Below are 13,499 nucleotides of genomic sequence, written 5' to 3' on the forward strand. Positions count from 1 at the left end.
GAAGGGACAGGGTGGATATACCGGAAGCAAACGGACGGGCTGTGGCGGCCGGAGCGGGATCGCCCGCCGGGGCCGGCGGGGGAGGGGGAGCGGTGCTCTCGGCGCACGAGGTGCTCGCCGTCGTCCTGCAGATCCGCGAGGGCGAACTGTCCGTGCTGCTGTGGCGGCGGGCCCTCCCGCCCTGCGAGGGGGAGTGGGCCCTGCCCGGAGGGCGCCTCGGCGCCGACGAGAGCCTCGGCGCCTCGATCCGCCGACAGCTCGCCCAGAAGGTCGACGTCCGCGACCTGAGCCACATGGAACAGTTGGAGACCCGCAGCGACCCCGGACGCCACCCCCAGCGCCGTACCCTGGCCACCGCCTACCTGGGCCTGGTGCCCGCGCACATCGACCCCGTGGTTCCCGCCGACACCGGATGGCACCCCGCCGCCGACCTGCCGCCGATGGCCTTCGACCACGCCGCCATCGTCCGCTCCGGCCGACGGCGCCTGCGCTCCAAACTCAGCTACACCAACGTCGGCTTCGCCCTGGCACCGCCGGAGTTCACCATGTCCGAACTGTCGGCCCACTACCGGGCCGCCCTCGGACACGACGTGGCGGCCACCAACCTGCGCCGGGTCCTGCTGCGGCGCGGACAGATCGAGGAGACCGGCCGCTCGGTGCCCTCCGGCCGTTCGGGCGGGCGACCCGCGGCGCTGTTCCGCTTCCGTGCGCGGGAACTGGAGGTCACCGACGCCTTCGCGGTGCTGCGGCCGCCCGGGTGACGGGTCCGTGGTCGCACACGCTGTGTACACTCCCTAACCGTGGCAATTCGTACTGTGGTGTTCGACGTCGGCGAGACACTCATCGACGAGACGCGCATCTTCGCGCGCTGGGCGGACCGTTTCGGGATCCCGCACATGGCGTTCTTCGGCACCATCGGCGGCGTGATCGCCTCCGGAGGCACCCTCACCGAGGGCTTCCGACTGCTCGTTCCCGGCTTCGACCTGGAGAGCGAGAGCGCCCGCTGGCGCGCGGAGGACCCCCACGGGGAGCGCGAGCACTTCGGCGAGCGCGACCTCTACCCCGACGTGCGCCCCGCCTTCGAGAGGATGCGCTCCGCCGGACTGTCCCTGGTCATCGCGGGCAACCAGCCCTCCGAGGCCGGGCCGGCCCTGGCCGCCATGGAGCTGGGCGTCGACGGCATCGGGATCTCCGACGACTGGGGCGTGCAGAAACCCCACCCGGACTTCTTCGACCGGGTCGTGGAACTGGCCGCCCGGAGCCACCCCGGAACCACCGCCGAGCAGATCCTCTACGTCGGCGACCGCACCGACAACGACGTCCTCCCCGCCCGCAGAGCCGGGATGGGCGCCGTCCTGCTGCGCCGGGGCATCTACGGGTACCGCCACTCCGCGACCCCCGACGCCGAGGCGGCCGACGTGGTCGTGGACGACCTGCACCAGCTCGCCGACTGGATCGCCGACCGGAACTAGGGCCCCGGGTCCGGCACCGGGCCCGGCGCCCGCCCGTGGCCGGGGTCATACTCCCGTTCGATTCGTTCGGCGTGTCGTCCCGTCCGGACCGCGCACGCCCCGGATACCCTCCCCAGCACGACCAGGAGCAGGACCGGACCGCGGTCCGCCGCACGGCGCGGTACCTCCTCCCGTGCGCCCCGCACGGGAGGGAACGCGAACCCCTGCATGCCCCCCGGCAACACCACCCGGCCCCCGAACGGAGACGACCCCGCGATGATCACATTCGAGGGCGCCGCCAAGGTCTACCCCGACGGCACCGTCGCCGTCGCCGGCCTGGACCTCACCGTCGAGACCGCGAAGACCACGGTCTTCGTCGGGCCCTCCGGTAGCGGCAAGACCACCTCGCTGCGGATGATCAACCGCATGGTCGAGCCGACCGGCGGCACCGTACGCATCGACGGCGCCGACATCCGCGAGCAGGACCCCTCCCGGCTCCGCCGCTCCATCGGCTACGTCATCCAGCAGGCGGGGCTCTTCCCGCACCGCACCGTCCTGGACAACATCGCCACGGTGCCCCTGCTGCTGGGCTGGCGGCGCGGCAAAGCGCGCGCACGGGCGGCCGAACTCATGGAACTGGTCGGACTCGAACCCGCCCAGGCCAAGCGCTACCCGCACCAGCTCTCCGGCGGACAGCAGCAGCGGGTCGGCGTCGCCCGCGCCCTGGCCGCGGACCCGCCGATCCTGCTGATGGACGAACCCTTCAGCGCCGTCGACCCGATCGTGCGCACCAGCCTCCAGGACGAGCTGATCCGGCTCCAGCGGGAACTGAACAAGACCATCGTGTTCGTCACCCACGACATCGACGAGGCGGTCCGCCTGGGCGACCGGATCGCGGTCTTCCGCCCCGGCGGGGAGCTGGCGCAGTACGACACCCCCGAACGCCTGCTCGCCGAGCCGGTGGACGGGTTCGTCGAGTCCTTCATAGGCTACGACCGCGGGGTGCGCAGGCTCTCGTTCTTCCCCGCCAGCGCCCTCTCCCTGCGCGAGGACGTGGTCTTCGACGACGAGGACCGGGTCGAGCGCGCACTGACCACCGTCGGCGACGGCGGCGAGCCGTGGGCACTGGTGGTGGACGGGGACCGGCTGCCCATGGGGTGGGTCAGCGCCGCGCAGCTGCTCCGCGAACCCACCGGTGTGCCGTTGGGCACGCTGGAACTCGCACCCTACGGCCACACCTTCGACGTGGGGACCGACTCCCTGCGCGCCGCCCTCGACGCGGCGGTGCTCTCCCCCGCGGGCCGGGCGGTCGGCGTGGACGACGAGGGCAGGGTCGTCGGGGTGGTCTCCCAGGAGGACCTGGGCGCCGCCCTCTGGTCGGTGGCCGAGTGATCGCCGCGGAGGGCGGCGACTGGGCCCTCGGGGCCTGGGAGTGGGTCGTCCGCGTCACCGAATGGGGCACGGCCAACTGGAGCTACCCGGGCGAACCCGACCGCGGCATCCGCCCCCTGGTACTCGAACACATGCGCCTGTCCTACCTGTCCATCCTCATCGGACTGGTCATCGCGCTACCGCTGGGCCTGGCGTGCGCCCGGTGGCGCCCGCTCTACCCGCCGGTGCTCACCGGCGTGAACGTGCTCTACTCCATCCCCTCGATCGCGCTGTTCTTCCTCATCCTGCCCTACACCGGGTTCAGCGACTGGACCGCGATCGTGCCGCTGTCCCTGTACACCCTGGTGATCCTGCTGCCCAACGTGGTCGACGGGCTGCGCCAGGTCCCCGACCACGTACGCCAGGCGGCGGTCGCGATGGGGTTCAGCCCGCTCCGGCGCCTGGTGGCCGTCGAGACGCCCGTCGCGGTCCCGGTCATCATCGCCGGACTGCGCGTGGCCTCGGTGGCCACCATCAGCATGGTCAGCGTCGCCTCCCTGGTGGGCCTGGGCGGACTCGGCCAACTCATCCTCAGCGAGGGCTTCCGCCGCCAGTTCGACGCGCCGATCGTCGTCGGCATCGTGCTGGTCGTCCTGCTGGCGTTCGTCACCGACGCCCTGCTCGTGCTCGCCCAGTACCTGCTCACACCCTGGGCGCGGGGGGACGGGAGACGCGGACGGCCGCGCCGCGGACGGACCGCCGCCACGGGCACGCCCACGGCCGCCGTGCCCCCGGCCCCGGAACAGCGAACGGCGGGGGAGAGGTAGCCATGGACATCCTGAACGAACTCGTGGCGTGGTTCAGCGACCCCGCGCAGTGGACCGGCCCCGCGGGCATCCCCGCCCGCCTGGGCGAACACGTCCACTACTCGCTGCTGGGGCTGTTGATCGCGACGGTCGTCGCGGTGCCGATCGGCCTGTTCACCGGGCACACCGGGGCGGGCGGCTTCCTCACCGCGAGCCTGGCCAACTTCGCCCGCGCCCTGCCCACCATCGGCGTGCTGTTCCTCATCGTGCTGGCCGCCGGGATCGGGCTGGTCCCCGTCGTCGCCGCCCTGGTGGCGCTGGCCGTACCGCCGATCCTCGTCAACACCCACGAGGGCGTCCGGGGCGTCGAACCCCGGCTCCGGGACGCCGCGCTGGGCATGGGTATGCGCGGCCGCGAGGTCCTGTTCGGACTGGAGCTGCCGGTGGCGACACCGCTCATCCTCATCGGGATGCGCACCGCCGCCGTCCAGGTGGTGGCCACGGCCACCATCGCCGCCTATGTGGGGGTGGGCGGACTGGGGCGCTATATCGTCGACGGCCAGGCCCGCCAGGACCTGACGATGATGCTGGGCGGTTCCGTGCTCGTGGTGGCGCTCGCCGTGGCCACCACACTCCTGTTCGCCGGGCTGCGACGGATCCTCGTCGCTCCCGGCCTGCGTGCCGGGGCCGCGGCGGTGCGCTGACCGGGGCGGTCGGTGCCGCCCGCAGAGGAAGTTTTCCAGAGAGAAGGTTGTGGACATGCACAAGAAGCTCGCCCTCATCGGGCTTCCACTGGTGGTTCTCCTGAGCGCGTGCGGTGGCAGCGATCCCTTCGAGGAGGATGGCGGCGGCGACGGCGGGTCGGGCGCGGTCGTCATCGGTTCGGCCGACTTCCCCGAGAGCTCCCTGCTCGCCGAACTCTACGGCCGGGCCATGGCGGCCGAGGGCGTCGAGGTCGAGTACCAGCTCAACATCGGCAGCCGCGAGGTGTACTACTCGCAGATCGAGTCGGGCAACCTCTCGGTGTTCCCCGAGTACAACGGGGCGACCCTGGCCTACCTCGACGAAGGGGCGCCCACCGCCGACTCCGAGGAGACCAACGCCCTGGTCGAGGAGGCCCTGCCCGCCGGGCTGGAGATCCTGGACTCCTCCAGTGCGGAGAACAAGGACTCCGTCACCGTCACCAGGGAGGTCGCGGACGAGTACGACCTGACCACCCTCGCCGACCTGGCCGACGTCGCCGACGAGCTCGTCCTGGGCGGCCCGCCCGAGTTCGAGACCCGCCACCAGGGCGTCGAGGGCCTGGAGTCGGTCTACGGTGTCGAGTTCGCGGAGTTCCGCTCGCTGGAGGTCGCGCTGCTGACCCAGGCGCTGTTGGACGACGACATCCAGGCCGCCAACCTGTTCACGACCGACCCGCAGATCGCGGTGGAGGACTTCGTGGTTCTGGAGGACCCGGAGAACCTCTTCGGTGCGCAGAACGTCACCCCGCTCATCAACAGCGACCAGGTCGACGACACCGCGCGCGACGCCCTCAACGCCGTCTCCGCGGCCCTCACCACGGAGGAGCTCACCCGGCTCAACGAGCGCGTCGTGATCCAGAACGAGAACGTCGCCGACGTCGCCCAGGAGTGGCTGGAGGAGCAGGGCCTGGCCTGACGCCCACAGGGGTGTCCCGATCACGTTCGGAGGCGCCGGCCCCGGGCCGGGCACAGGCTGATGCCGTTGGTGAATTCGGGGTCCTGGTTCAGGGCCTGGTCCTGGTTCCGGGGCAGGTTCAGGGGCGGGTTTGTGCCGGGGGTCTGCTCGCTCCGCCCCGCTGAACTGTGCCCCGGATAGCTTCACGGGGCTGCAGTTCCCCCGTTTCCTGCCGCGTGATGGTGGCCGGCTTCGCTGCGCGGGTCCAGGTGGTTCGTCCTCGCTTCGCTGCGGGCGCTCCACCTGGACTCGCTTCGCTGTGACGGCGGGGTGGCGGCTGTCGGGAAACGGGGGTGTGTGGGCGGGGCGGTCAGGGGCCAGCCTCTTTCGGGGCCCTCGGGCCCGGGCTGTGCTCGGCAAGGCCGGGCCCTACCTGCCCCACGGCTTCTGGGCCTTCGGCCGCTTCTTACCCAGCTCTGCGCGCAACGCCTGGCCGTGTCGCGGACGGTCATGGTCTGCCGTGCAACAGCCGCAGCGAGGGCGGGTGTCACGGGCGGCCCCTGGGGCCAGCAGCAGGGGCGGGCGGCCGCCACGGAGCCTGCGGCACCCATGGTGTCCGAAATCCGACTGGCGGGGCGCCTGTTGCTTCCGAAGCCGTCCCAATCGCCGTGATCTTGCTACCAGGGGCAACTTCGGCGCCGAAGTTGCCCCTGGTAGCAAGATCACCGTGAAAAGGGGGTCCAAACTCCGACCGGAGCGAGCAGAGGGGCGCATGGGCCCGGCCGCCGGACCGGACCGGGGGCAGCGGCCCGATCCGGCCCGAACAAGGGGAACAGGGGCCGGGACCCGCAGGGCCCCGGCCCCTGCAACCCGACCCCCCCTCCCCGTTTCCCGACAGCCGCCGACCCGCCGCCCGTGGCATGCGGGTCAAGGTGGAGCGCCCGGAGCGAAGCGAGGACGTACGACCTTGACGCGTGCGGTGCGGGCGGCCACCATCATGCGGCGGGAAAGGGGGCTCTTCGGCTCTTCGGCTCTTCGGCTCTTCGGCTCTTCGGCTCTTCGGCTCTTCGGCTCTTCGGCTCTTCGGCTCTTCGGCTCTTCGGCTCTTCGGCTCTTCGGCCAGGTCGCTGAACCCTGCCGTCCTCCCCGCCCAGCGCCTTCCTGCCCCGGCACTCCGCCGACCGGGCCCAAACGCCCTGCCGCCCCGGACAACACCCCGGCGGGGTGAAGCGAGCAGAACCTCTCAGCCGAACCCCGGGACGGGGCCTCGGATCAGAACTCCGGATCCGCCAACAGCATCAGCACGGGCTCAGACCGGGGCCGGTCCTGTGGAGTCGCGTACGACCAGGTGAGGGGGGAGCACCACCTGCCGGGGCGGGGTGCCCGGGCGGGTCACCCGCTCCAGCAGGAGTTCCACCGCGGCCCGCCCCGCCGTCTCGTGCGGGCCCGACAGGGTGGTCAGCGCAGGAACGCACAGGTCGGCACCGAAGATGTCGTCGTACCCCACCACGCTTCGATCCCGCGGTACGTCCAACCCCCGCTCGGCCAGTCGGCGCAGGATCCCTATGGCCAGCAGGTCGTTGTGGGCGACCAGCGCGGTCGCCCCGTCCACCAGCGCGGCGTCCGCTGCCGCCGCCCCGCTCTCCATCTTGGGTGAGAAGGGGCCCAGCCGCGTGGCCCGCATGCCGTGCCCGGCCGCCGCCGCGCGCAGTGCCTTCCACCGCTCTCCGGCCAGCCACGAGTCCTTCGGGCCGCTGAGGTAGGCGAGGGACCGGTGGCCCAGCGAGGCCAGGTGCTCGACGATCTGCCAACTACCGCGTCCGTCGTCCACGCTGGCTCCGGGGAGCCCTTCGATCTGCCGGTTGACCAGGGCCAGATTGTGCTCTCGTGCCAGTTCCACGGTGGTCTCGTCGCTCATGCGGCTCGCCGCGAGCACGAACCCGTCCACCGAGCGTTCCAGGCGTTCGATCTGCCGTTGCTCGTTGTGGCCCGACTCCTCGGTGTGGCTGAGGATGAAGGTCAGGCCCGCGGTGCTGGCCCGGCGCTCGGCTCCCCGGATGGTGCCGAAGAAGTGCGGGTTGGTGATGTCGGGGACCAGTAGCGCCACGGTGGCGGTCCGTCCCGACTGCAGGGCGCTGGCCAGGGGGTTGGGGCGGTAGCCGAGCTGTTCGGCCACACCGAGGATGTGCTCTCGGGTGGCGGGGCTGACCCTGCGGGGGTTGGTGAAGGCACGGGAGACCGTGGATGCGGCGACTCCGGCCTCCTTGGCGACGTCGTAGACGGTGCTGCGTCTGAGCGGTCTCATGGCGACCTTTGTACGAGATGCGGCAACTTTTGGCAATCGCTTGCCATCATGATCCACCGAAACCTAGTGTTCACGAACACGACATATGGCCCTGGTCACAAGGGCCTGTGGCCTGTAGTGATGTGATTTTTTTCTGCTGAAACAGGAGCCCTTGGGATGACCGACTCCCTCAGGAACCCCGGAGACGGGCCCCCGGGCTCGCGTCCGCGGGTGATCCGGTGGTTGGAGGCCGTCGAACTGGCCGTCGGCGCACTCCTGCTCGTCATGATCTTCGCGCTGATGCTGGTGCAGGCACTCCAGCGTCACCTGCCGGTGGACAGTTGGGTCTGGGTCGGTGAACTCGCCCGCTACGGACTGGTGTGGCTGGGCTTCGCCCTCACCGGCTACCTCATGGGGCGTGACGAGCACATCACCCTCAAACTGGTCGACCTCGTGGCCCGGGGGTGGGCGATGCGCTCGGTCTGGGTGCTCTCCAACCTCGTCGTGGCCGCCGCCGCTGCCACCTTCGCCTACGGTGCCGCCGAACTGGTCTTCGGCCCGTCCCCGCAGACGACCCCCGCCCTCGGTATCCCGCTGACCCTGACCTACGTCATTCCGATGGCCGGGCTCGCCCTGGCCGCGCTGCGCTCCCTGGCCAACGCGGTCCTGATGCCCGGACCACCCTCTTCCGAACTCCCGCCCACCGCCGCCGAGAACTCTGAGGAGCCCAACCGATGATCGCCGGATTCCTCCTCCTCGGGATCATCGTGCTGCTGGCGTTGCGCGTGCCGATCGCCTTCGCGATCCTCGCCCCCTGCCTCGTCTACATGGTCACCACCGACCAGTCCAACGGACTGGCCCTGCGTACGGCCGCACAGGAGATCAACAGCTTCCCGCTGCTGGCCGTACCCCTGTTCATCCTTGTCGGCGTGGCGGCCAACCACACGGGGATCGCTGACCGTATCTTCGCCTTCGCCCAGGTCCTGCTGGGGCGGCTTCGCGCCAGCCTGGGCTACGTCAACATCGGCGTCAGCGTCGGTTTCTCCTGGGTCAGCGGCTCCGCGCTCGCCGACGTCGCCGGAATGAGCAAGATGCAGGTTCCGGCGATGACCAGCCGCGGCTACCCGCGCCGTTTCGCCCTGGGACTCACCGCGGCCTCCAGCCTGATCAGCCCGATCATGCCGCCGAGCATCCCGGCGATCGTCTACGCGTCGGTCGCCGCGGTCTCGACCGCGGCCCTGTTCGCGGCCGCACTCGTGCCGGCGCTCCTGATCGCGGCCGGCCTGGTGGTAGCCGTCTACCTGTGGGGCCGTAAGCACCCCGAACTCGCGGGTGAACGCTCCACCCTCGCCGAGGCCCGCACGGCCGCCGTCCGGGTCCTGGGCCCGCTCGGCGCTCCGGTGATCCTCCTCGGCGGCATCCTCGGCGGGTACTTCACCCCGACCGAGGCGGCGGCCGTGGGCGCGGCGTACGTACTCCTGCTCGGCTTCGTCTACCGCGAACTCAACCTGGGCAAGCTGCGGCGGATCGTGGTCGAGACCGCCACCACCGCGGCGTCGATCGCGATCGTCCTGGCCGCCTCCGGTCTGCTCGGCTGGATTCTGGCCCGCGAGCGCGTGCCGCACGACATCGCCGACTTCCTGCTCGGTTTCACCGACAACCCGATCGTCTTCCTGATCGTGGTCAACGTGGTGCTCATCCTGATCGGCACGATCCTGGAGCCGGTCGCGGCCCTGATGATCACCGTTCCGGTCCTGCTGCCCATCGCCGTGCAGTTCGGGGTGGACCCCGTCCACTTCGGCGTCATCGTCATCGTCAACCTGATGATCGGCCTGCTCACACCCCCGATTGGCGGTGTGCTGTTCGTCCTGGGCTCGGCCACCAGGACACCGATGTACGAGGTCTTCCGCGGCACCACACCGTTCCTCGTCCCGCTGCTGCTCACCCTGGTGGTCCTCACCATCGCCCCGGACCTCGTCCTCTTCCTGCCCCGCTACCTGGGGCTGTAGACCCCGACCGACCAAAGCCCCGCGTACCGATCCGACCTTCCCGAGGAGTTCCCCATGCGACACCCCCACCGCTGGACCGTCCTGGTCCCCGTTCTCGCCCTCGGCCTGACCGCCTGCGGCGGTTCCGGCGACTCCGGCGAGACCGGTGAGGACATCACCCTGTCCTTCTCCAACAGCTACACCCCGGACCACCCGCACACCCGCTGCGGTATCGACCTGGTCGCCGAGAAGATGGAGGAGGCAGAGGTCGGTGTCAACATCGACACCTTCCCCAACAGCCAGCTCGGTGACAACACCGAAACCTTCGCCTCGGTCATGTCCGGCGACATCGACATGGACGTCCAGGGCTCGGCCGCCCTGGGTTCCGCCTACGAGCCCATCGGTGTCCTCGACGCGGCCTACGCCTTCGACGACGCCGACCAGATGTTCGGCTTCTTCGACTCCGAGGACTCCGAACAGTTGAAGGAGGACTTCGAAACGGAGACCGGGGCCAAGATCCTGGACGCGTGGTACTTCGGCGACCGCCACTTCACCGCGAACCAGGCCATCCGCACCCCGGACGACCTCGATGGCCTGCGGATGCGCTTCCCGGACTCGCCGATCTACCTGGCCAACGCCGAAGCTCTGGGCGCCACCCCGACCACGGTCGCCTTCGAGGAGGTCTACCTCGCCCTGCAGCAGGGCACTGCGGACGGCCAGGAGAACCCGATCCCGACCATCTCCGCCGACAGCTTCGACGAGGTGCAGAGCCACATCAGCCTCTCCGGCCACCAGGTCGGTTCCCAGATGATCGTGGTCTCCGGTGCCACCTGGCAGCGGCTGGACGAGGAGCAGCGCAGCGCTCTCCAGGAGGCGGTCAGCGAGGTCCGTGAGGACAACCGCGCCTGCATCGAGGAGGCCGAGGCCGAGATCCTCGAGGCATGGCAGGAGGACGGCACCATCGAGGTCGTCGACGACGTCGACGTGGAGGCCTTCCGGGACCAGGCCCGGGCGTACTTCGCCGAGAACCTGGACGCCGAGCAGCTGGAGCTCTACGAGTCCCTGCACGACGGGTCCTGACCCGAGATCCCGTAAGCAAGCACGACAAGGAAGCACGGGGGAGCAGCATGCGGCGTTCCATCGCCACGGTGTCGCTGAGCGGGACCCTGGAGGAGAAGCTCCACGCGGCCGCCAAGGCCGGGTTCGACGGTGTCGAGATCTTCGAGAACGACCTCATCGCCTCGCCGCTGCGGCCGCGCCAGGTCCGTGACCTGGCGCGGTCGCTCGGCCTGGGGATCGATCTCTACCAACCCTTCCGGGATTTCGAGGGGGTGGACGACGCCCGGCTCGAACACAACCTGCGCCGTGCCGAGGAGAAGTTCGCTCTCATGGTGGAGTTGGGCGCGGACACCATCCTGGTCTGCTCCAACGCCACCCCCACCGCCGTCGACGACGACGAGCGAGCCGCCGCCCAGCTGCGTCGGCTCGCCCGTACCGCCGAACGGTACGGGGTCCGGGTCGCCTACGAGGCCCTGGCGTGGGGGAGCGCGGTCAACCGCTACGCCCACTCCTGGCGGATCGTGGAGAAGGCCGACCACCCCTCCCTGGGGGTGTGCCTGGACAGTTTCCACATCCTCTCCCGGGACGACGACCCCGCGGGGATCCGTGACATCCCGGGGGAGCGGATCTTCTTCCTCCAGCTCGCGGACGCGCCCCGAATGGCCATGGACGTGCTCCAGTGGAGCAGGCACTACCGGTGCTTCCCCGGCCAGGGCGGTTTCGACCTGACTACGTTCACCGACCACGTCCTGGCCGCCGGGTACACGGGGCCGCTGTCCCTGGAGGTCTTCAACGACGTGTTCCGGGCCTCGGACGCGGAACGCACCGCGGCCGACGCGATGCGTTCGCTCTCGCTCCTGGAGGACTCCCTGGGGCGCGGCTCCGGGGAACCGCGCCCCAGGGCGGAGCTGCGTCGGCTGCCCGAACCGGTGGACCCTTCCGGCTACGCGTTCGTGGAGGTCGCCGCCGAGCCCGAGTCCGCGCGCCAGATCCGGGGCATCCTGTCCGCGCTGGGTTTCGCGCACACCCACGACCACCGCTCCAAACCGGTCCAGATGTGGCACCACGGTGACGTACGCCTGCTGCTCAACGACACCGACCCACGGTTGGGCCACACCTGGAGCGGAGCCTCAGCCGTCACCGCGCTCGGCTTCGCCGTTCCCGGCCCGGAGGGTGCGGTGAAGCGCGCCGAGCGGTTGCTCGCACCGGCACTGCCGCGCCGCCGGGATCCGGCCGAGTCGGATCTGCACGCGGTCGCGGCCCCCGACGGGACCGCCGTGTTCTTCTGCGACCAGGGAACGGAGGGCGAAGCCGGAACGGCCCCGGCCTGGACGGCGGACTTCTCCGCCCCCGCGGTCGCCGACCGCACCGAGGGGGCCGCCACCGGGCTGGTCGGCATCGACCACGTCGGCCTCTTCCAGCCCTTCGACCACTTCGACGAGGCCTCGCTGTTCTACCGTTCCCTGCTCGGGCTGGCCCCGGACGAGAACGTGGAGATGGCAGCTCCGGACGGTCTGGTGCGCAGCCGTGCCCTGGCGGGTGAGGGCACCGCACCGCGCGTGGTCCTGAACGTGTCGGTCCTGGGCAGGGGCACCCGGGCCGATGCCGACGGGGGCGCCCAGCACATCGCGCTGGCCTGCGCCGACATCTTCGCCGTAGCCGAGGCGATGCGTGCCGCCGGGGTGAAGCCCCTGCCCATCCCGGACAACTACTACGACGATCTCGCCTGCCGAACCGATCTACGCCCCGACACCCGTGAGCGGATGCGGAGCGGAGGGATCCTCCACGACCGCGACGGGGACGGCGAGTTCTGGCACTTCTACACCGCCACCGTCGACGGCCGGCTCTTCTTCGAGGTGGTCCAGCGGATCGGTGGATACGACGGCTACGGATCCGTCAACAGCGCCGTGCGCATGGCCGCGCAGCGGGCGGAGGCTACGTGCTGACAGGGACCGACCAGGCAGAGACGGAGACGACGTTGGGTGCCGGCGGACATGAGCGGTCCTACCTGTCCGGGCTGATCGGCGCCGGAATCGGGCCCTCGCTCACCCCGCCCATGCACGAACGGGAGGCGGCACGGCTGGGGTGTCGCCTGGTCTACCGGACCATCGACATCGACAAGCTGCGCCTTGCCCCGGACTCGGTGGGCGAGTTGGTGGAGTCGGCGCGCCGTCTGGGCTACGACGGGCTCAACATCACCCATCCGTGCAAACAACTGGTACTCCCGGCTCTGGACGAGCTCTCCGCGGAGGCCGCTGCCCTGGGCGCGGTGAACACCGTGGTCTTCGGACCGCAGGGGGCCGTAGGCCACAACACCGACTGGTCGGGGTTCGCGGCCGCCCTGCGGCGCGGACTCCCCGACGCACGAAAGGACCGGGTGGTGCTGCTCGGAGCCGGAGGTGCGGGCGCGGCTGTGGCCTACGCCCTGCTGAGCTCCGGTACCCGGGAGTTGACGGTGGTGGACGTGTCCGCGGTCAGCGCGGCCGGACTGGTCGACCGGCTGTCGGAGGTGTTCCCCGAAGCGGTCCTGCGGCCGGGAGAGGACGGCGGCCCGGGTCGTCACCTGGCCGAAGCGGACGGGTTGGTCCACGCCACCCCGACCGGGATGACCGACCACCCCGGTCTCCCCCTCGACCCGGAGCTGCTCGACCCGGAGCTGTGGGTCGCCGACGTGGTCTACCGGCCGATGCGGACCGCGCTGCTACGGGCCGCAGAAGCACGGGGCTGCGTGACCATGGGCGGTGGCGGGATGGCCGTCTACCAGGCCAGTGACGCCTTCGGGCTGATCACGGGGCTCACCCCGGACCCCGAGCACCTGTACGCCCACTTCCGGGAACTGGTCTCCGCGGAGTGAGACGGGGGTGACGGAGCGGGGGCCGGCGACCGGTCCCCGCTCCGTTCG

At 70.8% G+C, this 13,499-nt stretch carries 12 protein-coding genes; 11 read left to right on the forward strand and 1 reads right to left on the reverse strand.

All coding sequences use genetic code 11. From position 1 onward, the window contains the following. Positions 1 to 11: 11 nt before the first annotated feature. The 6 genes from IE195_RS22025 (at position 12) to IE195_RS22050 (ending at position 5,287) form a co-directional block, all read left to right on the forward strand. Positions 12 to 761 (forward strand): NUDIX hydrolase, encoded by a 750-nt coding sequence (locus IE195_RS22025; protein ID WP_373295675.1) that lies wholly within the window; start codon positions 12 to 14, stop codon positions 759 to 761. 39 nt (positions 762 to 800) lie between these two features. After that, positions 801 to 1,472: an HAD family hydrolase gene (locus IE195_RS22030; protein ID WP_229826383.1), complete on the forward strand. Its 672-nt coding sequence runs from the start codon at positions 801 to 803 to the stop codon at positions 1,470 to 1,472. A 255-nt stretch (positions 1,473 to 1,727) separates the two neighbouring features. Then, positions 1,728 to 2,843, forward strand: a complete 1,116-nt coding sequence (locus tag IE195_RS22035) for an ABC transporter ATP-binding protein (RefSeq protein WP_191274758.1) — start codon at positions 1,728 to 1,730, stop codon at positions 2,841 to 2,843. Next, positions 2,840 to 3,649, forward strand: a complete 810-nt coding sequence (locus IE195_RS22040) for an ABC transporter permease (protein WP_191274760.1) — start codon at positions 2,840 to 2,842, stop codon at positions 3,647 to 3,649. The genes IE195_RS22035 and IE195_RS22040 overlap by 4 nt, the downstream gene beginning before the upstream one ends. A gap of 2 nt (positions 3,650 to 3,651) precedes the next feature. Continuing rightward, complete coding sequence (locus IE195_RS22045) at positions 3,652 to 4,332, forward strand: ABC transporter permease (RefSeq protein ID WP_191274762.1); 681 nt, start codon at positions 3,652 to 3,654, stop codon at positions 4,330 to 4,332. A gap of 55 nt (positions 4,333 to 4,387) precedes the next feature. After that, the gene (locus tag IE195_RS22050) at positions 4,388 to 5,287 is read left to right on the forward strand and encodes an ABC transporter substrate-binding protein (RefSeq protein ID WP_191274764.1); all 900 of its coding nucleotides are present in this window, start codon (positions 4,388 to 4,390) and stop codon (positions 5,285 to 5,287) included. A gap of 1,288 nt (positions 5,288 to 6,575) precedes the next feature. On the opposite strand, the gene IE195_RS22055 is transcribed toward IE195_RS22050, so the two are convergent. After that, complete coding sequence (locus tag IE195_RS22055) at positions 6,576 to 7,571, reverse strand: LacI family DNA-binding transcriptional regulator (protein ID WP_191274766.1); 996 nt, start codon at positions 7,569 to 7,571, stop codon at positions 6,576 to 6,578. A gap of 156 nt (positions 7,572 to 7,727) precedes the next feature. Between IE195_RS22055 and IE195_RS22060 the strand changes: the two genes are divergently transcribed. The 5 genes from IE195_RS22060 to IE195_RS22080 are packed head-to-tail and all read left to right on the forward strand — an operon-like array spanning position 7,728 to position 13,451. After that, positions 7,728 to 8,288 carry a TRAP transporter small permease gene (locus IE195_RS22060; RefSeq protein WP_191274768.1) on the forward strand — a complete coding sequence of 187 codons (561 nt, stop codon included), beginning with the start codon at positions 7,728 to 7,730 and terminating at the stop codon, positions 8,286 to 8,288. Continuing rightward, a complete protein-coding gene (locus tag IE195_RS22065; RefSeq protein WP_191274770.1) occupies positions 8,285 to 9,559 on the forward strand; it encodes a TRAP transporter large permease in 1,275 nt (424 codons plus the stop codon). The genes IE195_RS22060 and IE195_RS22065 overlap by 4 nt, the downstream gene beginning before the upstream one ends. A gap of 54 nt (positions 9,560 to 9,613) precedes the next feature. Next, on the forward strand, positions 9,614 to 10,618 hold the full coding sequence (locus tag IE195_RS22070; protein ID WP_191274773.1) for a DctP family TRAP transporter solute-binding subunit: 1,005 nt from the start codon (positions 9,614 to 9,616) through the stop codon (positions 10,616 to 10,618). Between the two features lie 47 nt (positions 10,619 to 10,665). Continuing rightward, entirely contained in the window at positions 10,666 to 12,543 is a 1,878-nt protein-coding gene (locus tag IE195_RS22075; protein WP_191274775.1) for a bifunctional sugar phosphate isomerase/epimerase/4-hydroxyphenylpyruvate dioxygenase family protein, read from the forward strand. Then, a complete protein-coding gene (locus IE195_RS22080; protein ID WP_308428455.1) occupies positions 12,537 to 13,451 on the forward strand; it encodes a shikimate dehydrogenase in 915 nt (304 codons plus the stop codon). The genes IE195_RS22075 and IE195_RS22080 overlap by 7 nt, the downstream gene beginning before the upstream one ends. Positions 13,452 to 13,499: the final 48 nt, after the last annotated feature.

The sequence above is a fragment of the Nocardiopsis terrae genome (assembly GCF_014651695.1).
In the GTDB taxonomy this organism is placed as follows: Bacteria; Actinomycetota; Actinomycetes; order Streptosporangiales; family Streptosporangiaceae; genus Nocardiopsis; species Nocardiopsis terrae.